The sequence below is a fragment of the Sinomonas notoginsengisoli genome (genome assembly GCF_021554725.1).
Taxonomy (GTDB): Bacteria; Actinomycetota; Actinomycetes; order Actinomycetales; family Micrococcaceae; genus Sinomonas; species Sinomonas notoginsengisoli.
In genome coordinates, this window is record NZ_JAIZDP010000002.1 from 186,731 (window position 1) to 206,154 (window position 19,424).

18 protein-coding genes are annotated in these 19,424 nt (G+C 70.1%); 8 read left to right on the plus strand and 10 right to left on the minus strand.

What is annotated here, in order from left to right; all coding sequences use genetic code 11:
• Positions 1-87 precede the first annotated feature (87 nt).
• The 3 genes from LF262_RS06430 (at position 88) to LF262_RS06440 (ending at position 7,084) form a co-directional block, all read left to right on the plus strand.
• On the plus strand, positions 88-3,744 hold the full coding sequence (locus tag LF262_RS06430) for a proline dehydrogenase family protein (protein WP_235779462.1): 3,657 nt from the start codon (positions 88-90) through the stop codon (positions 3,742-3,744).
• A 46-nt stretch (positions 3,745-3,790) separates the two neighbouring features.
• A complete protein-coding gene (locus LF262_RS06435; protein ID WP_235779463.1) occupies positions 3,791-4,258 on the plus strand; it encodes an NUDIX hydrolase in 468 nt (155 codons plus the stop codon).
• 84 nt (positions 4,259-4,342) lie between these two features.
• The gene (locus LF262_RS06440) at positions 4,343-7,084 is read left to right on the plus strand and encodes a cation-translocating P-type ATPase (protein ID WP_235779464.1); all 2,742 of its coding nucleotides are present in this window, start codon (positions 4,343-4,345) and stop codon (positions 7,082-7,084) included.
• 161 nt (positions 7,085-7,245) lie between these two features.
• On the opposite strand, the gene LF262_RS06445 is transcribed toward LF262_RS06440, so the two are convergent.
• The 3 genes from LF262_RS06445 to LF262_RS06455 form a co-directional block, all read right to left on the minus strand.
• Positions 7,246-8,046, minus strand: a complete 801-nt coding sequence (locus LF262_RS06445) for an alpha/beta fold hydrolase (protein ID WP_235779465.1) — start codon at positions 8,044-8,046, stop codon at positions 7,246-7,248.
• A gap of 10 nt (positions 8,047-8,056) precedes the next feature.
• Positions 8,057-8,269 carry a hypothetical protein gene (locus LF262_RS06450; protein WP_235779466.1) on the minus strand — a complete coding sequence of 71 codons (213 nt, stop codon included), beginning with the start codon at positions 8,267-8,269 and terminating at the stop codon, positions 8,057-8,059.
• A gap of 99 nt (positions 8,270-8,368) precedes the next feature.
• On the minus strand, positions 8,369-9,121 hold the full coding sequence (locus tag LF262_RS06455) for a LysR substrate-binding domain-containing protein (protein WP_235779467.1): 753 nt from the start codon (positions 9,119-9,121) through the stop codon (positions 8,369-8,371).
• 22 nt (positions 9,122-9,143) lie between these two features.
• On the opposite strand from LF262_RS06455, the gene LF262_RS06460 reads away from it, so the two are divergent.
• The gene (locus tag LF262_RS06460) at positions 9,144-9,596 is read left to right on the plus strand and encodes a DUF5997 family protein (protein WP_372462744.1); all 453 of its coding nucleotides are present in this window, start codon (positions 9,144-9,146) and stop codon (positions 9,594-9,596) included.
• Between the two features lie 179 nt (positions 9,597-9,775).
• Here LF262_RS06460 and LF262_RS06465 read toward each other — a convergent pair whose 3' ends face one another.
• The 4 genes from LF262_RS06465 to LF262_RS06480 all read right to left on the minus strand — a co-directional run bounded on the left by LF262_RS06465 (position 9,776) and on the right by LF262_RS06480 (position 13,100).
• Entirely contained in the window at positions 9,776-10,606 is an 831-nt protein-coding gene (locus LF262_RS06465) for a glycoside hydrolase family 25 domain-containing protein (RefSeq protein ID WP_235779468.1), read from the minus strand.
• A gap of 120 nt (positions 10,607-10,726) precedes the next feature.
• Entirely contained in the window at positions 10,727-11,101 is a 375-nt protein-coding gene (locus tag LF262_RS06470) for a VOC family protein (RefSeq protein WP_235779469.1), read from the minus strand.
• A gap of 223 nt (positions 11,102-11,324) precedes the next feature.
• Positions 11,325-11,543 carry an alpha/beta fold hydrolase gene (locus tag LF262_RS06475; RefSeq protein WP_235779470.1) on the minus strand — a complete coding sequence of 73 codons (219 nt, stop codon included), beginning with the start codon at positions 11,541-11,543 and terminating at the stop codon, positions 11,325-11,327.
• A gap of 213 nt (positions 11,544-11,756) precedes the next feature.
• Positions 11,757-13,100 (minus strand): YibE/F family protein, encoded by a 1,344-nt coding sequence (locus LF262_RS06480; protein ID WP_372462745.1) that lies wholly within the window; start codon positions 13,098-13,100, stop codon positions 11,757-11,759.
• 224 nt (positions 13,101-13,324) lie between these two features.
• Here LF262_RS06480 and LF262_RS06485 point away from each other — a divergent pair, with 224 nt between their 5' ends.
• The 3 genes from LF262_RS06485 to LF262_RS06495 all read left to right on the plus strand — a co-directional run bounded on the left by LF262_RS06485 (position 13,325) and on the right by LF262_RS06495 (position 15,660).
• On the plus strand, positions 13,325-14,287 hold the full coding sequence (locus LF262_RS06485) for a metal ABC transporter solute-binding protein, Zn/Mn family (protein ID WP_235779472.1): 963 nt from the start codon (positions 13,325-13,327) through the stop codon (positions 14,285-14,287).
• Between the two features lie 93 nt (positions 14,288-14,380).
• Positions 14,381-15,010, plus strand: a complete 630-nt coding sequence (locus LF262_RS06490; RefSeq protein WP_235779473.1) for a TetR/AcrR family transcriptional regulator — start codon at positions 14,381-14,383, stop codon at positions 15,008-15,010.
• 47 nt (positions 15,011-15,057) lie between these two features.
• Complete coding sequence (locus tag LF262_RS06495) at positions 15,058-15,660, plus strand: class I SAM-dependent methyltransferase (protein WP_235779474.1); 603 nt, start codon at positions 15,058-15,060, stop codon at positions 15,658-15,660.
• Between the two features lie 130 nt (positions 15,661-15,790).
• Here LF262_RS06495 and LF262_RS06500 read toward each other — a convergent pair whose 3' ends face one another.
• Together LF262_RS06500 and LF262_RS06505 are read right to left on the minus strand one after the other, a co-directional pair.
• Positions 15,791-16,297 (minus strand): MEDS domain-containing protein, encoded by a 507-nt coding sequence (locus tag LF262_RS06500; RefSeq protein WP_235779475.1) that lies wholly within the window; start codon positions 16,295-16,297, stop codon positions 15,791-15,793.
• Positions 16,298-16,424: 127 nt separating this feature from the next.
• The gene (locus tag LF262_RS06505) at positions 16,425-17,291 is read right to left on the minus strand and encodes a helix-turn-helix transcriptional regulator (protein ID WP_235779476.1); all 867 of its coding nucleotides are present in this window, start codon (positions 17,289-17,291) and stop codon (positions 16,425-16,427) included.
• Positions 17,292-17,495: 204 nt separating this feature from the next.
• Between LF262_RS06505 and LF262_RS06510 the strand changes: the two genes are divergently transcribed.
• Positions 17,496-18,518, plus strand: coding sequence for a zinc-dependent alcohol dehydrogenase family protein (locus LF262_RS06510; RefSeq protein WP_235779477.1), 1,023 nt, complete (start codon positions 17,496-17,498; stop codon positions 18,516-18,518).
• Positions 18,519-18,597: 79 nt separating this feature from the next.
• Here LF262_RS06510 and LF262_RS06515 read toward each other — a convergent pair whose 3' ends face one another.
• Positions 18,598-19,353, minus strand: a complete 756-nt coding sequence (locus LF262_RS06515) for a MerR family transcriptional regulator (protein ID WP_235779478.1) — start codon at positions 19,351-19,353, stop codon at positions 18,598-18,600.
• Positions 19,354-19,424: the final 71 nt, after the last annotated feature.

Sequence of the window (19,424 nt, forward strand, 5' to 3'; positions counted from 1 at the left end):
AGCGTTCTCTTCCCTTCGGCTTTACCAATGATTATCCATCGGAAATCATCGCTTCTCCTTGCGTATTCTCCGTCACATACTGGCTTCATGACCACCCCGAACTACGCCGCGGCCTCCCCCACCCCGCAGACGCCACCCGCGGCCCACATCCGCCCGCAAGACCTCGCCGAGACGGCTGTCGCCCAGGTGCGCACTTGGCTCGACGCGGCGGCGGAGTACCCGGTCGATTCCTCGGCCCAGCAGCTTGCCGGCGTGCTCAGGGACCCCAACGGGCTGGCGTTCACAGTGGGCTTCGTGGACGGCGTGGTGCGCCCGGAGGACCTTGCCGTCGCAGCCCGCAACCTGAAGGAGCTCGCGCCGAAGGTCCCGTCGTTCCTCCCGTGGCCGCTGCGCAAGGCGGTCGGGCTGGGCGGTGCGCTGGCCCCGGTGGCGCCGAGCGTCGTCGTGCCCGTGGCCCGGCGGGTGCTGCGCGAGATGGTGGGCCACCTCATCGTGGACGCCTCCGACGCCAAGCTGGGTCCCGCCATTGCGAAGATCCGCAAGCCCGGAATCCACCTCAACGTGAACCTGCTCGGCGAGGCCATCCTTGGCCAGCACGAGGCGGACCGCCGTCTCGACGGGACGCGCCGGCTGCTCGAGCGCGACGACGTGGACTACGTCTCCATCAAGGTCTCCGCGACCGTGGCCCCGCACAACCACTGGGCGTTCGATGAGGCGGTGGAGCACATCGTGGACTCCCTCGCCCCGCTCTACCGGCTCGCCGCAACCTCCCGCACGCCGAAGTTCATCAACCTCGACATGGAGGAGTACAAGGATCTGGACCTGACCATCGCGGTCTTCACCCGGCTCCTGGAGCACGAGGACCTCCGCGGCCTCGAGGCCGGGATCGTGCTCCAGGCATATCTCCCCGACGCCCTCGGGGCGATGATGCACCTCCAGGAATGGGCGGCCGCGCGCGTCGAGGCGGGCGGGGCCCCGATCAAGGTACGCGTAGTCAAGGGGGCCAATCTCCCCATGGAGCACGTGGACGCCGAGATCCACGGCTGGCCTGCGGCAACGTGGCCCACCAAGCAGCACTCCGACACGTCCTACAAGGCGGTCCTGGACTTCGCCCTCCACCCCGAGCGGCTCGCCAACGTCCGTGTGGGCATCGCCGGGCACAACCTGTTCGACGTCGCGCTCGCATGGCACCTCGCCAAGGCCCGCGGGGTTGAGACGGGGGCTTCGGGTGGCCGTGCCCTCGTGGAGTTCGAGATGCTCCTTGGCATGGCATCCGCCCAGGCGCAGGCGGTCCTCGCCGATGTTGGCCACCTGCTCCTCTACACGCCCGTGGTTCATCCCAACGAGTTCGACGTTGCGATCGCCTACCTGATCCGCCGCCTCGAGGAGGGCGCGAGCCAGGACAACTTCATGTCCGCGGTGTTCGAACTCGACTCCAACGAGGTGCTGTTCGAGCGCGAGAAGAAGCGCTTCCTCGCCGCACTCGCGGCCTTGAACGCGCCGCCCTTCGCCGACCACTCCGGGCACCGCACCCTCCCGTCCCCGAACCGGACCCAGGACCGCGCGGCCGGCAACGCGGGCCTCGTCGGCGCGCACGACGCCGCCCCCCGCCCCCGCGCGTCACTCGCCGCCGCTTCCGGCGCCACGTCAACGAGCCCGGGTGCCGGGTTCGCCAACACGCCGGACACCGATCCGGACCTGCCGGCGAACCGCTCCTGGGGCCGGGATATCATCGCCCGTGCGGAATATAGCCGCATTGGCATGGATGCCGTTGAGAAGGCGGCGCTCACCACCGAAGGCGACCTAGCCGGCGTCGTGCATCAGGCCGCAACGGCTGGTGGGGTCTGGGGTGCGCTCACCGGCGCGCAGCGCGCGGACGTGCTCGACGAGATGGGCCGGGCGCTCGAGCGGCACCGCGCGGACCTGCTCGAGGCCATGGCGTCCGAGGCCGGCAAGACCCTCGACCAGGGCGACCCCGAAGTCTCCGAGGCGGTGGACTTCGCGCACTACTACGCAACCCTGGCCCGCGAGCTCGATGCCGTGGACGGCGCCCGGTTCGTGCCAAGCCGGCTCACGGTGGTCACGCCGCCCTGGAACTTCCCGGTGGCGATCCCCGCGGGCTCCACCCTCGCTGCTCTCGCGGCGGGCTCCGGCGTCGTGATCAAGCCCGCGAAGCAGGCGCGCCGCTCAGGCGCGGTCATGGTCACCGCACTCTGGGAGGCGCTCGAGGCGACCAAGGGGACCACGGGGGTGGGGAGCGAGGTGCTGCAGCTCGTGCAGTTCCCTGCCGGGAAGCCGGGGCGGGAGCTGGGCCAGAAGCTCATCGCGCACCCCGACGTGGACCGTGTGATTCTCACCGGAGGATACGAGACCGCCCAGTTGTTCCGCTCCTTCCGGGCAGACCTGCCGCTACTCGCTGAGACGTCCGGGAAGAACGCGATCATCGTGACCCCGAGCGCCGATCTGGACCTCGCAGCGAAGGACCTGGCCTACTCGGCGTTCGGGCACGCGGGGCAGAAGTGCTCGGCGGCATCCCTCGTGGTGCTCGTAGGATCCGTGGCGCGCTCCAAGCGCTTCCGGAACCAGCTCGTCGACGCCGTGCAGTCCCTGCACGTCGGGTATCCGTGGGACCCACGCAGCCAGATGGGCCCCGTCATCGAGGCGCCTGGCGACAAGCTGCGGCGCGGCCTCACGCAGCTTGGGCCGGGCGAGCACTGGGTGCTCGAGCCGCGCCAGCTCGACGGCTCGGGCAAGCTCTGGAGCCCGGGCGTCCGTGCCGGCGTGCAGCCGGGGAGCGAGTACCACCTCACCGAGTACTTCGGGCCCGTGCTCGGCGTCATGACCGCCGAGACGCTCGAGGAGGCCGTGGCCATGGTGAACCAGGTGGACTATGGGCTGACCTCCGGGCTGCACTCGCTCGACGGCGGCGAAATCGAGTACTGGGCCGAGCACATCGCCGCCGGCAACCTCTACGTGAACCGCGGCATCACCGGTGCGATCGTGCAGCGCCAGCCGTTCGGCGGGTGGAAGAAGTCCGCCGTGGGCGCGGGCGCCAAGGCCGGCGGGCCGAACTACCTCGTGGGCCTGGGCTCGTGGGTGGACGCGCACGTTGAGGGCGGCGCCCGTGCTGCAGGTGCAGGGCCAGCCGGAGAGGTCCTGGGCGCAGCCTCGTCCGCGCTTCCCGCGCACGACGCCGCGTGGCTGGCTGCCGCGCTCGGCACCGATGCGGCCCTGTGGGAGACCGAGTTCGGCGTCTCGAAGGACGTGTCCGGCCTGGCCAGCGAGCGCAATGTGTTCCGGTACCGGCCCGTGCCCGTGGCCGTGCGGTACGAGTCCGGGACCTCGGGACACGGTGTCGCGGAGCTCCTCCGGGTGGCTGCCGCGGGGCTCACGGCGGGGTCGCGCGTGACGGTGAGCAGCGCCGTCGTGCTTTCCGGCCAGACCGCTGAGGTTCTGCGCCGGCACGGCGTCTCGGTGACGGTTGAGGACGCAGAGGCGTGGCTCCGGCGCGCGGCGGCGCTCGGGTCGGGGCGGGTGCGGCTCATCGCGGGCGACGGCGCGGCGTCCTCCGCGAGCAATCTCGCTGAGGCCGTTGGCGGCACGCCGGATATGGCGGTGTACGCGCACCCCGTGGTGTCCACCGGACGGGTGGAGCTGCTGCCGTTCCTGCACGAGCAGGCGGTGTCCGTGACGGCACACCGCTTCGGGACCCCGAACCCGGTGGCGCTGGGAGTGAGCCTGTAACCCGTCCTCATCGCGGCGTCGCGTACGCTGGCGGCATGGAGTCGACATGCCCGTGAAGAGCGCGGGACTCCTGCTGTACCGGTTCTCCGACGGGGCGCTCGAGGTGTGGATCGCCCACATGGGCGGCCCATTCTGGGCCCGCAAGGACGAGCGCGCCTGGTCGATCCCGAAGGGCGAGTACGACGACGGCGAGGATCCCTTCGAGGCGGCCCGACGAGAGTTTGCCGAGGAGATGGGCGTACCCGCGCCGGACGCGGAGTACATGAGCCTCGGCGAGTTCCGGCAGCCCTCGGGCAAGCGCCTCACTGTCTTCGCCACAGAGGCAGACTTCGCCCCAGCGGAGATCGTGAGCAACACCTTTCCCCTCGAATGGCCCAGAGGCTCAGGGCGCGTGCAGGAGGTCCCCGAGATCGACCGGGCGGAGTGGTTCCCCGAGCCAACAGCCCGGATCAAGCTCGTCAAGGGCCAGACGCCGCTCCTCGACGCCCTGGGCGAGCGCCTGGGCCGAGTCTAGGCGTGGGCAACGTCACTGCCCTCTGGCGTTCGATAGCGACTTTGGACCCTAACAGCCCTCCCGGACGGGCGGTCTACTGCCCCTATGAACCGTGAGGCCGAAGTAGAGGCCGCCCAGCACGTCGATCCCCGTTCATCCGTCAACAGACTCCTGCGCGACCTCCGCTCAGCCCCTAGCGGTCTCACCGCACGCGAGGCCGAGAGGCGGCAGGTTGTCTACGGCCCGAACATGCTGACCCGCAAGGGCGGGCGGAGGTGGCCCCGGCAGATCCTTGGCCAGCTCACCCAGCCGCTGGCCCTGCTGCTGTGGCTCGCTGCCGCGCTGAGCTACATCACCGGATCGGGAGCGCTCGCGGCTGCGATCATCGCCGTCATCCTCCTCAACGCGGCATTCGCGTTCCTCCAGGAACGGCATGCAGAGCACGCCGTCGAGGCGCTCGCCGCGTACCTGCCGCCCTCGACCCGAGCCATCCGCGACGGACAGGAGACCCTCGTCGATGCGCGGCTCCTCGTCCCCGGCGACGTCATCGTGGTCCGCGAAGGCGACCGTGTCTCGGCAGATGCCCGGCTCCTGGAGGGCTCGGTCGACGTGGACGTCTCGACACTCACAGGGGAATCCCTTCCCGTGTTGCGCAGCGCGGACGGCGACTCCCTCGCGGAGCGTCTCCTGGACGCCTCGGACATGGTGTTCAGCGGCACGAGCTGCACAGGAGGCGAGGCGACGGCCGTCGTGTTCGCCACCGGGATGCACACGGAACTCGGCCGGATCGCCGCACTGTCCGAGCGCGTGGGCCATGAGAGCAGTCCGCTCGAGAAGCAGGTGACCCGCGTGGCGAGGGTCATCGCGATCGTGGCGATCGTGATGGCGGCGGCCTTCATCCCTACCGGCACACTGCTCGCCGGCCTGCCGCTCGGAGACACGCTGAGCTTCGCGATCGGCCTCATCGTGGCCAACGTGCCCGAAGGGCTGCTGCCCACCATCACTCTTGCCCTCGCTGTCGGCGTCCGCGTCCTGGCGCGCGAGGGGGCCCTGGTGAAGCGGATCTCCGCCGTCGAGACACTCGGCTCCACGAGCGTGATCTGCACGGACAAGACCGGCACGCTCACCATGAACATGATGCGAGCGGTGACGCTCTGGACGCCCGACGGCGGCACGCTCCCCCTCGACGGACCGGTGCCTCCCGCAGGGCCGAGCTCGGCCACGGCAAGGCTCGCCTTGGCTGCGGTCGCGTGCAACAACGCGCACCTTGCCGCAGACGGAGTGGAGAGCGGGGACCCCACGGAGCTTGCCTTCCTCCACGCGGCTGCGGCCCTGGGCCTCCCGCATGACCGATCCGGGATCGAGCGGCTTGTCCAGTTCCACTTCGACCCCGGGCTGCGCCGCATGTCGACCGTCGACGCCGCCGGCGGCGAGGCCCGCGTCCACACCAAGGGCGCACCCGAAGAGCTGCTCCCGCTGTGCGACTGGATTGCCACGCCCGACGGCGGCCGGGCACCCCTCGCTGAGCGCGACCGCACGCACGTAACCGAGACGGTCAACACGTGGGCGCAGCAGGGCCTCCGCGTCCTCGCCGTCGCCGAGAAGTCCGTCCCCAAAGAGGACGCCGCCACCCTCACGAGGCCAGAGGCCGAGCGCGGGCTCACTCTCCTCGGCGTCATCGGCTTCCTGGACCCCCCGCGGCCCGAGGTAGCGGACTCCGTTGCCCGTTGCCATGCCGCGGGTATCCGCCTCATCATCGTCACCGGAGACCACGGCCTCACAGCGAAGGGCATCGCGCAGCGTGTCGGGATCGGCGACGGCGGCATCCGCATCGTCAGCGGCACGGAGCTGGACCACATGCCGGAGGCCGAGCTCGATGCACTCCTCACCGCGGACCAGGAGATCATCTTCGCCCGCAGCTCGCCGGAGGCCAAGCTGCGGATCGCGGACGCGCTGCGGGACCTTGGCCACGTGGTGGCCATGACTGGCGACGGGGTCAACGACGCCCCGGCGCTGCGCCGCGCCGACATCGGGGTCGCGATGGGACGCTCCGGAACGGACGTGGCCCGCGAAGCGTCTGCGATGGTGCTCACGGACGATGACTTCGCCTCGATCGTCAGCGCCGTCCGCTCGGGTCGCAGGGTCTATGACAACATCCGCAAGTTCATCGTCTACATCTTCGCCCACGCGACCCCGGAGGTCGTCCCGTTCCTCCTCTACGCGGTGGCCGGCGGCGCCATCCCGCTCCCGCTCACGGTCATGCAGATCCTCGCAGTGGACCTCGGCACAGAGACGCTCCCGGCCTTGGCCCTAGGCCGCGAGCCCGAGGAGCCCGGCACCATGGACCGTCCGCCGCGCAAGCGCGGGCAGAACGTGATCGACGGGCCCATGCTGGCCCGGGCCTGGGGACTGCTCGGAGGGATCTCAGCCGTGCTCGTCACGGGAGCATTCCTCGCCACGCTACTTTCCGGGGGCTGGCGCTGGGGCGCTGACACGGCCACCGGGCCACTGCACGAGGTGTGGGTGCAGGCGACGACGATGACCTTCCTCGGCATCGTGGCGTGCCAGGTCGGCACGGCCTTCGCGGCACGCACCCAAACGGCGTCGCTGGCCCAGATCGGCTTCAGCTCGAACCGGTTCCTTCTGTGGGGCATCGCATTCGAGATCGTCTTCTCGGCCGCGATCGTGTACATCCCGCCGCTCCAGGCGGTCTTCGGCACCGCGGCTCCGCACCCGTGGCAGCTGCTGATGCTGCTGCCGTTCCCGTTCGTCGTCTGGGGTGCCGACGAGGCGTTGCGGGCAGGCCTGCGCCGCCGTGTGCCGTACAGCGAGCCCGCGACCGTTTGACACCTGAGACGACTCGCGTGCCGGCCCCTGGTTCACCCGGGGCAAAGAGGCTCGCCGAGGCGGCAGGCGTTCAGAACGTGCGCTAGCCTCCGCCGTGCCCCCGCGGGGGGCGGGACTGCAGCAGGAGGCGAGCGGGCGGCGTCGTGCGCGGCGAAGGTGGGCTATGGGGCGTCGAGGAACGCGAGCACATCACGGGAGAAGCCCGGAGTGAGCATGACACCCACGTGGCCGCGGCCATAGTAGATGATGAGCTGGCCACGGGGCATGCCGCGGGCCGTCTCGCGGAACACGGCGGGGCCGTACGGCGTGTCCTCATCGCCACCGAGCACGAGGGTCGGAACGGTGATGCAGTCGAGCCGGGGGGTGAGGTCATAGGCGTCCTCGGCACGGAGCACCGCGGCGACGTCTTCGGTGGAGCCCCTGTACATCCATGGGCCGATCATCCAACCGGCCCATCCCTCAAGGCTCCGGCTAGCCGGACGGACGCCCACCAGGCGGACCATCTCGGCTCCGGCGCCGCGGAGGTCGCCCGCTTCGAGTCTGCGCAGCAGAGCGCGCTGGCCGGCCTTGCCTCCCGGCCCGAGGCGACACCCGCCGGCAACCATCACGAGCCGGCGGATGAGCCCCGGATAGTCCGCGGCGAGCTGCAGTGCCACCGACGCACCGGTCGAGATCCCCAGGACATCCACCGGGCCCCCGAGGTTGGGGAGCCGCTCGGCATAGTCGGCAGCGATGTCCGCCATCGTGGTCTCGGGGGCCAGACCCGCGCGGCGGTTGACCCACCACACCTCGCGCCGCCGCGCCAGAGGACCAAGTGGACGGGCCTCCGCGAGGAACGCCGGGCCCCCGGGCACCGCGTGGCGGGGCGTGAGGCCGGGCAGCACCACCAGAGGCGGTCCGGCGCCGATCCTGAACCAGGGCATGCCCTCGAATGGGCTCTCCGATACCGCGTCCTCCCCCATCCCCGGCACCTCAGCCGAAGTCGATGCGCATGACGACGCGCCGCGCGGACGAGTGGCTGGCCTGTGTGAAGCCAGTCTCCGCTAGCCAGGGGTGGTCCATGGGTGCAAGGCGTGGAGAAGCGTCTCGGGGCGCCCCGAAAACCGCCATGAGGTCCTCCCCTGGGGCCTCATGGGCGGGCACTACGGTGATCTCGGGCGGCATCGCGCCGGGAGCGCGTTCCATCGTGCTCACTCTAGGCTCCGACACGCCACGAGGGGAGGGGAAACGCGCCGCCGAGGGAACCGTTACGGGCGTTCAACTGAGCAGGAACGGACACGCGCCTCAGCGGCCCCGGCGTTTCCCGCCCCCTGGGCGGCCCCTGCCTGCAGTCGGCCGCCCTCTGGATCCGCCACGCGCTCCCCCACGCGCGGCCTTCGCGGCCCGGGACGCCTCGTTGCGGGCCTTGGCCTGCTTGGACTGTGTGGCGGCCAAGTTCTCGCGGCGCTGCTGCGCGGCCTCCTGCTGGTCCCGCTGCACCGACGCCTGCCGGGAGCTGTTCGCCCCGCGCCCGCGGACCACGCCGATGAACTCCTGGATCAGGTCAGACTCGTCCTCGCGGCGCCACGCGATCCCGACCGCATAGGGTTCGACGCCGGTCACCGGCCGATAGCGCAGGTCCTTGCGGTTGAAGTGCCTTACCACGGACATCGGCATGATCGCGAGCCCAGCACCGCCCTCGACGAGGTCCAAGCGCTCGGAGGGCCCGCCGCTGTACTCGAAGAGCTCGTCCTCGACCTCGGCGAGGGGGATTTCCTCGAACGCCTGGATCTCGTGGCCCTTCGGGGCGACGACCACGGGGAGCTCCTCGTAGAGCGGGATGACGTGGAGGCCTTCCTTCTCCTTGTCCACGGGCAGGCGCACAAACGCGACGTCCGCCCTGGCGTCGCGCAGGACGGCGAGCTGCTCGGCGTCGTCAACCATCTCGGAGGCGAGCGGCAGGTCCGGGAAGCGCTCCTCCCAGCGCTGGAACCACTTGCCGGGCGCGACGCCCACGACGAAGGCGACCGTCAGGGCCGGAGCACTCTCGGACTGCATGGGTCAACGGTAGCCTTGATCCATGAGCTCGAACCCCAAGGCCGCGTCCCAGTCCATGAAGCCGGCCACCGCCGCGAAGAAGCTCGGCGTCTTCCTGCCCGCCACGCCGGCGGAGTTCCAGGAGGGCGTGGTCACGCGCGAGGAGTTCGACGCCCTTCGTGAGAACCCGCCCGCGTGGCTCACGGAGCTGCGCGAGAAGGGCCCGCACCCGCGGCCGATCGTGGCGCAGAAGCTCAACGTGACCATCTCGGGCCTCGCCCGCGCGGGCATCAGCGAGGCACTGACCACCGAGGAGATCTCCGCGCTCCTGGCCAACCGCCCCGAATGGCTTCAAGCCGAGCGGGCCAACATGGCAGCCGTGCGCGAGGAAGCCCGGCGGGTCAAGGCTGCCGAGGAGGAGAAGGCGGCTAAGTCCGCATCCGCGAAGCACGGCGCAGCGGCCGAGCGGTCCTTGCGCGGGGGGCGCCACGGCTAAAGCCGGCTGGGTTGAGGCGGTCACATGTGCTTGAGCTGGGCTGAAAGCTGGGCCACAACTCCCCAGCTTTCAGCTGTTCTGCATCCCGACACGCGGGCACAACCGAAAACACGCCGCGGATTGAGGGCTACCACCGGGGAATCTGGCCCCGGTCCGCTCGGGGCCCCGCCGCGCCTGGACTACCCGACGCAGGAGACGTTGTAGTCGATTCCGCCCGAGACAAACTGGGCCAGCGTCACGTGCCCCCCGGCGGTGAGCGGCGCAGCGGCGCACGCCGCTTGGGCGGCTCGTTGGGTGGTGGCGCCGGGGCGCCAGTTGTCCAGGCCCGTGAGATTGCTGGACGCCGGCACTGCCCCGGCAATCTGGCCCCACTGGTACGCGGTCGCGTAGAGCCCCACCTTGGCCCCGCGCGAGGTGAAGTGGGCGGTCATGCCCTCGAGGACCGCACGGTTGCTCGTCTGGTCGGCGCTGGTGCCCCCGGTCTTCCAGGTGTTGTCGAGTTCCACGTCCAGCCACCACCTGTAGGCCGCGGGGTCGGCCGAGAGGCCTGCCGCCGAGGCAGCCGGTGCGAAGCGCGTGTCGACGTCCTCGGACGCCCGGTTCCAGCCGTACTGCCAGGCGCACGCCGGGGTGTCACCTCCGGTGCAGGCCTGCGAATACGGGTTCTGCGGCGTCGAGGATGTGGGCCACGACGCCGTGTTGAGCCCGCCCGGGTTGGCGGTGTTGACGTAGAGCTGGACCTTGGCCTGCGCGGTGCCGCCCTTCGAGGCCGCAGCCCACTTCAGCTGGTCTGACAGGCACGGGTTAGTGGTGTTGGCCAGCCCATCGTTCACCCCGACAATGCCGAACGCCTGGTTCGTGGGGACGCTCGTGCCGCATTGCGGCCAGGAGATGTCGATCCCGAGGGTCGACGGCGCAGCACCCTTCCCACCGGACGGCGCGGCCATGGCCGGCTGAGCGGAGGCGGCGAGGATCAGTGTCAGGGCGATAGCTGCTGCGGCGCGTCTCACCTCGCAAGTATGGCCCATGACCCCGCCCGATCGTCTAGTGGGACACAGCCAAACGTAGCCATCGTCAGCACCACGACGTCCCGCACGTCCCAGATATCGAGGGCGAGGAGCCAAGTCGAGTCAGTCCTGATGGAGGCGGATGAGGTTCCCGCAGGTGTCCTCGAAGTCCGCCATGAGCCCCGACGGGTCCTCGACTGGCTCGCCGCGGAAGACGATGCCCGCGTCGCTCAGCCGCTCGTAGTCGGCCCGCACATCCGGTGAGCCGAGGACGATGGCCGCCATCCCGGCGTCGTACACCCCCTTGCGGTATGCCGCGGCGACCGGATTGTCGCTCGGCTCGAGCAGGAGACCTACCCCGCCGGAATCCGGGGAGCTGACGATGAAGAGGCTCGCCTCGGGCATGGCGAGCAGCGTGTCGAAGCCGAGGACGCCGGTGTAGAACTCGTGCGCGGCGGCGGGGTCGACCACGTGGATGGAACACATCTTGATCCTCATGGGCTCAGCCTACGCACGCCCTCCGACACTGGCAGTCGGTTGGGATCAGGAAATTCAGGGCGCGTCTGCGCTGGCCCGCCAGTGGTCGATGACGAGAGTTGCGGTCTGAGCGGGTGCTTCGAGCGGCAGGATGTAAGCCGTGCCGGGCAGGCTCACGGAGGATCCCCTGGGTGTGAGCCCGGCAGCGGACTCGGCCTCGGCGGGTGTCCACTCGCTGTGGTCATCACCTGTGGCGAAGAGCGTCGGAGCGAGGATCGAGGGTAGGACGCCGCTCAGATCCTCGCGGGCGTTGGGACAGGGACGGTCCGTGCACGGGCGCGCCGGGCACCGCAAGGGAGCGGCATCGGTCCGGGTACGAGGCGGCGAACAGTATGCCCACATGGCCGCCAAGGGCGTTGCCGACCCAGTCCACCGGCTCCTGGATGCCGAGACTGTCGAGCACGGCGACTGAGGAGTCAACGACCTCGCTGATTGAGTAGCGACGGCCGGGGTCGCCGCTACGGGCAGGGTGTCAGCGACACGCTGCCCATTGCGGCACCGCACGCACGCCATTGCTCGGTTCCCAAGGCGGCGCGCCTGCTCCGTCCACGGGGCGGGTCCCTTCACGCGGGCATGGCCAGACTGTCCCGCTCCGGGTCCGGCTGGTCGGGGCTGCTCAGGCCCCGGCCTCCCGGCGAGCACGCCTGCTCTGGTGCACCGCATCCAGAGCCCCGCCATCCAAGGCCCTGTCGACGTCCAGACGCGGGCCGTCCCCGGCCCCGAGCTCGAGGTCCCTTGCCCGGGCACTGGCCTTGACGACGAGGACGGCCAATGCGGTGGTGACGGGCACGGCAAGGACCAGGCCGACCGAGCCTGCCAGCGTGCGGACCACCTCTTCGGCCAACTGGCCCGAGGTGAGGGCGTCCAGCACGGGCTGGTCGTAGAGCATCACCAGGATCAGCACGGGCAGGGCCGCCCCCGCGTAGGCGAACGCGATCGTATAGACGGTGGAGGCAATGTGGTCCCGCCCGATCCGCATCGCCGAGGCAAACAGGCTGCGGGAACCGGTGCCCGGGGCGAGCTCGTGCAGCTCCCACACGGCCGAGGACTGCGTGACCGTCACGTCGTTGAGCACCCCCAGGCCAGAGATGACGAGGCCGCACGTGATCATCCCCGAGACCGAGAGCCTGCCCGCACCGTTGATGAGCGTGTACGTGTTCTCGTCCCCGGTCCCGGTCAGGTACGCCGCACCGGTCGCCCAGTCGGCCAGCAGGGCGATGGCCCCGAGACCGAAGAGGGTCCCCAGTAGCGCCGTGGAGGTGCGGGCCGAGAACCCGTGGGCGAAATAGAGGACCCCGAACGTGATCGCCGCCGAACCCGCCAACGCCACCGGCAGCGCTGGCCGCCCCTCTGCCAGAGCCGGCAGGACGAATAGTGCCAAGACCGCGTAGGCCCCGCCGAGCCCCACGATCGCGCGCAGGCCGCGCCAGCGCGCGACCGCGATGACCACGACGGCGTAGAGCAGCGCCAGCAGCACCATCGGCACCGTGCGCACGAAGTCGGCGAACATGTACACCGACCCGGCAGAGGTCACGCCCGAGAGGTCCAGGTATCGGATCCGGTCCCCGGCCTTCACCCCGTGGGACTTGGCGATCTCCGGGGTCACCTCCACCGGAACCTCGGCCCCGCCTCGGTCCGGCTGGGTGCGGGCGACCAGGCATTGGCGCGGCGCCACCCCGCCAGCCCCCGCCCCGGGGCCCGCGGACGGGCAGTCCTGGGTCCTGGCCACCTTGACTGTGCCGGTCTCGAACGTCACCCCCGGCGCGGCCGTATACGGGCTGCCGACCTGCACCTTCCCTCGATCCCCCGTCGGCCACAGCAGGACCATCGCCAACACCGTCAGGCCCGCGAGCGGCACCAGCACCGCCATCAGCAGCACATGCGCCCTGCGCCGCCCCGCCCGCGCCGCCGGCGATAGCCCCGCGGCCGGAACCGGGACATTCGAATGTCCGTGCGCCATTACCCGCAGTGCCCCATCACCCGTACAACCTCATGCCCACGAGCCTACCGGCGACCCGGCCGCCAGCACCGGCCCGACCCACCCTGCATCACGAAGGCAGTCAGCGCCGCAGGCCCCACCCACCGGCCCCGGCGGGAGGCCAAAGGAGCGAGCGTCGACCGACGCTAATGAGATCAGTTATCATTCTCAGGGAACTAGCCTCCTACAGACTGAGGACCACAGCAATGAAGACCCCCTCAACCCGCCGTCTGCTGGCGAACCTCGCCCGCGTCGCCCCAGTCCTCGCCAGCGCGCTGCTGCTCGGAGCCTGCGGCGCCCAGCAGGGCAACCCGGCCCAAAGCAGCGGCTCCGGGCCCATCCCCGTCGTCGCCTCGACCTCGGTCTACGGGGACATCGTCAAGTCCATCGGCGGGGAGAAGGTCTCCGTCACCTCGGTCATCTCCAAGCAGAGCCAAGACCCGCACTCCTATGAGGCCACCACCCAGGACCGCGCCGCGGTGTCCAAGGCCAGGCTGGTCGTTTTCAACGGCCACGGCTACGACGACTTCATGCTCAAGCTCGCCAATGAGGCCAAGCTCCCCGCCAACAGCCTCCTCAATGCCGTCGATGCCTCCGGCCTCGACCCCAGCCCGTCCGCCGCCGCGGGCGGGAAAGACGAGTTCAACGAGCACGTCTGGTACAGCACCGACGCGATGAAGAAGGTCGCCGACACCGTAGCCGAGAAGCTGGCCGCCCTCGACCCCACCGACTCCCAGTCCTTCAAGGACCGCGCTGCACAATGGGAGGCCAAGCTCACGGGGATCACTGGAAAGCTCGACGCCATCAAGGCCGCGCACCATTCCGAAGCAGTCGCCGTGACTGAACCCGTGCCGCTGTACTTGCTCGAGGCCGCCGGGCTGGAGAACAAGACCCCGGAGGCTTTCAGCAACGCGGTAGAAGCAGGCAACGACGTCCCCCCGGCCGCCCTCAAGCAGATGCAGGAGCTCATCTCGGCCCACCAGGTTGCCCTCCTCGCCCACAACCCCCAGACCGAGAGCCCCCAGACCCAGGCCTTGAAGAAGTTTGCACAGGACGCCAGGGTCCCCGTTGTGGACTTCACCGAGACCATGCCTGAAGGCACCGAATACGTCACCTGGATGACCGCCAACGCCGACGCCCTCAGCGCCGCACTCGGCTCAGCCAAATAACCGCCTGTCCTCTTGAACGACGAGGCGGTCACGCGTCGGCCCCACGCCGGTGCCGCCGTAGCTGTCAACCCCTAGTGGTGCCTAGACTGGTCCATGAACAGATTGACAGTGTCAATCACCGATGGGGGCGAAGTGGCGCAGGGCGGTACCGAGGACCTGAAGTCCCGCTTGGTCTCGGTGGCGCTCGCCCACCTCGAGCACACCCCGCCGGAGCGTCTGAGTGTCCGCGAAGTGGCGCGGGCCGCCGAGGTGAGCCATCAGGCTCCGTACGTGCACTTCGGCGGCAAGCGCGGATTCCTCGCGGCGGTGGCGGGCGTCGGCCTCGAAGCAGCCGCGCAGCGGGCACGAGCCGCCGTCGAGGCCGGGGGCAGCGATCCGGACTTGCGACTCCACGCGCTCGTGGACGTCTACCACGCCTTCGCAACCCAGGAGTCCAACCTTCACGATCTGGCCTTCGGACCGCTCGTAGCCAAAGCCGACCATCCCGGCCTCCAACGGGCGGCCGCCCACTACTGGCGCCTGCTCCAAGGAGTCGTAGAAGCAAGCCAGCCGCCCGGCGTCGCACAGGGCGAGGTCCTCAAGCGCTGCAGCGCCGCCTGGGGGCTCATCCATGGCCTAGGCCGCCTGAGCTCGATGCACCAGATTCCGCAGATCGTGCCGGGCGACCTGCGCACCCTCATGCACGAGGGGATCGCGACCCTTCGCCGCGGCTGGAACACCTGACGGGCCACGCACGGACCCCTGCCCCATTTCACATGGAAGGACCGGCGATGAAGCTCTTCTACAACACCTGGTACCGGTACGGAACGCCACCGTGGGTCGGCCCGGCCAGATCTGACCTCACGGGCCTCGTTGAGTCCGGCACCTTGCGTCCGTGCCGGGTGATCGACCTGGGATGCGGCGTCGGCGACAACGCCGTCTTCCTCGCCCAGCACGGCTTCGAAGTGACGGCGGTTGACTTCGCAGCCGCGGCCATCGCCAAGGCCAAAGAGAAGGCACGCCAAGCCGGGGTGGAGGTCAACTTCTTGGTGGATGACCTCACCCGGCTCACCAAGGTCAGCGGCGAGTTCGACCTGCTTGTGGACTACGGGGTCTTCGACGACCTCAGCGCCCGGCAGCGGGCGGCGTACGTCCAGCAGGTCGTCCCGCTCGCGGGGCCCGGCGCGAAGTTCCTCCTGTGGTGCTTCGAATGGGAGCCGCGGCTCTGGGAGCGGGCTGTGATCTCGGTCCTGCCGTTCGACGGCCTCGCGCTCATGCCCGGCGAGGCCGAGCGCTGGTTCGGCACTGACTTCGACGTCGAGCGGATCTCCGGGGAATCCGGGCTGCGGGGATGGCCTCGTGGCTGGGCTGTCTACCTGATGACCCGCCACTGAGCGGTTGGCGCCGTGGACAGGGGCCCGTGCTCGCCCACGTTGACCGACCTGCCCCTGCCCCCCGGCGCGCGGACGACGACGCGTGGGCACCCGCCGTCGTGCGCCCACCTGACCACGGGAGGCGTGGCGCCTACGCGGCCAGTGTCTCCGGGTGGACATCCATCAGGGCCTTCAGGGTGGCGGGGGCCGTCCTGGTGCGGTCGAAGGCGCACAGCCCAGTGATGGGCCGCCTTTGGATGAGCATGTCAGCTTCTTCCTCCCAGCACATCCAGGCCTCGAGACGCTCAGGGGTGGACGTCAGGGACGTGTTGTCCGCGACGACGCGGATGCCCGTGTAGCCGAGCGCCCTCGCCTCATCCAGGATGGATTGGAAGACGGCCCCCTGTGCGGTGGCATCGACGACCCGCGATTCGCCGTAGAGCTCGGCGGTGCTGTGGACGAGGAGGTCGCCGCACTCCAGGAGGTCCTTGGGCCAACGCCCGGCGTGCGGGTCGTCGCAGATGAAGATCTGGCGCTCCCCGAGGACATGCCCGTCGGCAAGGAAGGAGGCTGCGCGGCCCTCGAATTCGGGCAGCCCGCTGTAGGCCCACCCCAGATGGCCTCGGGGCCAACGGGAGCCCGCAGGGGATCGATTCATGTGCTGATGCACAGGTGCCTCTTCTCAAACAGGGCGGCCTAGCCCTTGATGCCTAGCCCTTCAACGGTATCCATCGCCCGGAGGCCACGGCAGGGCCTAAATGCTCACTCCTTTCGGCGCCCCGGAATCAGCGCAGCGCCGGATGCTCGGCCGCCCATGAGGCGAGGAGCTTGAGCCGCTCCGCCGAGGGCGAGCCGGGCTCCGCAGTGTAGATCAGCAGGACGTGGCCTGGCTCGGCGGTGATTGCGAGCTCCTCGTACGCGAGCGTCACCTCACCGATCACCGGATGCACGAAGCGCTTGGTCCCCGTCCCGTGGGTGCGCACGTCGTGAGCGGCCCAGAGGCGGCGGAATACCTCGCTCCTCATGGACAGCTCCCCGACGAGGTCCTGCAGGCCCTTATCGTGGGGGTCGCGGCCAGCCTCGGCGCGCATGACGCCCACGCACATCTGCGCGAAGAGGTCCCAGTCAGGGTAGAAGTCGCGGGAGGCGGAGTCGAGGAACTGGAACCGCGCGAGGTTCGGGGTGCGCCCGCCATCGCCGATGAGCGGCGAATAGAAGGCGCGGCCGAGGGCGTTGGTGGCCAGGAGGTCCTGGCGCGCGTTGCGGACAAACGCGATGCCGTCGGTGATCGCGTCCAGCGCCCAATGAAGGCTCGGGCGCGTCGAGGGATTCGGTGAGGCGCGGCGTCGTGCGCGTCCCGAGGTGGGGATTCCGTCTGCGGCGCGGGCGAGGTCGAGGAGGTGGGCCCGCTCCGTGTCATCGAGCTGCAGCGCCTGCGAGACCGCCTCGAGGACGGAAGCGGAGGCGCCGGCGATAGAGCCGCGCTCGAGCTTCGCGTAGTACTCGACACTCACACCGGCGAGCGTCGCGACCTCGGAGCGACGCAGGCCCGCCACTCGACGGTTGGATCCTGCGGGGACGCCAGCCTGCTCGGGCGAGAGCCTCGCCCGGCGCGACATGAGGAACTCGCGCACCTCGGCTCGGTTGTCCATGCCCTCGAGGGTACGCGGCGTGCTCCCGCCGGCGCTGCCCACGAGGGGTGCCCTGTCAGTACAGGTTTCAGCAGGGACTCCCCCGGCCCACTCACAAGGGGTTTGCTGTAGGGATGCCATATGGCGGACCCCGGCCGTGCCGCCGCGCGCCCGAGCAGTCAACTGACGGATCCGCCCCCGAACCACAACGGAAGGAACACCCAGATGCGTGGAGTGATCATGTACGCGCCCCGAGACGTCCGCGTCGAGGAGCGCCCCGACCCCGTCATCGAACAGCCCACCGATGCCATCATCCGAGTGGCCGCCGCCTGCATCTGCGGCTCGGACCTGTGGCCGTACCGCGGCGCCGACACAGTCTCCGCGCCCAGCCCCATGGGGCACGAGTACGTCGGCGTCGTGGAGCAGATCGGCGACGAGGTGAAGGACCTCAAGGTGGGCGACTTCGTGGTCGGCTCCTTCTTCGCCTCGGACAACACGTGCGAGATCTGCCGGGCCGGCTACCAGTCGCACTGCGTGCACCGGGTCGGGATGGGCTCGCTCGGCACGCAGGCGGAGCGCCTTCGAGTCCCGCTCGCCGACGGCACGCTCGTGGCCACACCGCGAGCCCCGCGCCCCGAGGAGGTCCCCGGGCTGCTCGCCGCCTCGGACGTCCTGGGCACGGGCTGGTTCGCGGCCGTCGCCGCGGAGGCCGGCCCGGGAAAGACGGTCGCCGTGGTGGGCGACGGCGCCGTGGGACTCCTCGGGGTCATGGCGGCGAAGCAGCTGGGCGCCGACCGCATCATCGCGATGAGCCGCCATCCCGAACGGCAGGAGCTGGCCCGCCGCTTCGGCGCGACCGACATTGTCGAGGAGCGCGGCGACGCCGGCGTGGCGAAGATCAAGGAGCTCACCGACGGGCTCGGCGCGCACTCGACCATCGAGGCCGTGGGCACGCAGGAGTCCATGATGCAGGCCATCAACGCCACCCGCGCCGGCGGCCACGTGGGCTATGTGGGCGTCTCGCATGATGTCGAGCTGCCCGGCCGCGAGCTGTTCTTCTCGGGCGTGCACCTCCACGGCGGCCCAGCCCCCGTGCGCGAGTACCTGCCCGAGCTGATCCGGCTGATCATGGACGGCGAGATCGATCCAGGGGCGGTCTTCGACCTGACCCTCCCACTCGAGAAGGCGGCCGAGGGCTACGAGGCCATGGACGAGCGGCGCGCCACCAAGGTGCTCCTTACCCCCTGAGCGGGCCGCGCCGAGCGGGAGGAGGCGCACGACGGCGGGTGGGCACCCGCCGTCGTGCGCTCGCCTCCTCGCTGGGCTGCTACAGCTCCCGGTCTGCGTAGGCGTGAAGGGAGTCGCGGACAAACGCCGCCCCCTCGGTGCCGCCGTAGTTCTTCGCGAAGCGCTCGTCGGCGACGCACATGTCGGCCAGGCCCAGCACGTACTCCTTGGCGGGACCCTCCGGATATCCGGGGGTGCCCGGGATGCTGGCGAGCCACTGCACGTGGCGGCCCGCGAGGGCCTGGGCGGCGGCGCCGTCATGCGGCTCGCCGGACGCGAAGGCCGCCTGCCAGTCGGCACTGAGCTGCGCGACCCGGGCCTGCCACTCCTTCTGCCCCTCCGCGCCGAGGCCGCGCCACCAAGCGTCGCTGTCTGCGTAGGCCTTCGTGCCCCAGCGCTGTTCGACCTCGTCCTTGTACTGGGTGTGGTCGAATCCGTCGAACATGTCCGTGGCCATGAGTGGCCCTCCCGTCTCCAATGCCTTGATCGTCTGCCTCACGGCCCGCTCCTGGCGGTCGAGCCGCTCCCGCTCGGCGCCCAGCCATTCGAGGTGGCGGCGCAGCGCGAGGATGGGGTCGCCGTCGTGCGCGAGCACCTCGGCGATGTCGTCCAGCCCGAGGCCGAGCTGGCGCAGCAGGAGGATCCGCTGGAGCCTCACGAGCGCGTCACGGTCGTAGTAGCGGTAGCCGTTGTGGCCCGTGCGGGTCGGCTCGAGCAGGCCGATGCTGCCGTAATGGCGCAGCGTCCGGCTCGTGGTTCCAGCCAGCTTCGCGATCTGCTGGATGCTGAAGTCCATGCTTTCCTCCTTCGTGGCTTCCACGGTATGGGTTGACGCAACGTCAACGTCAAGGGAGGCGAATTCATGGC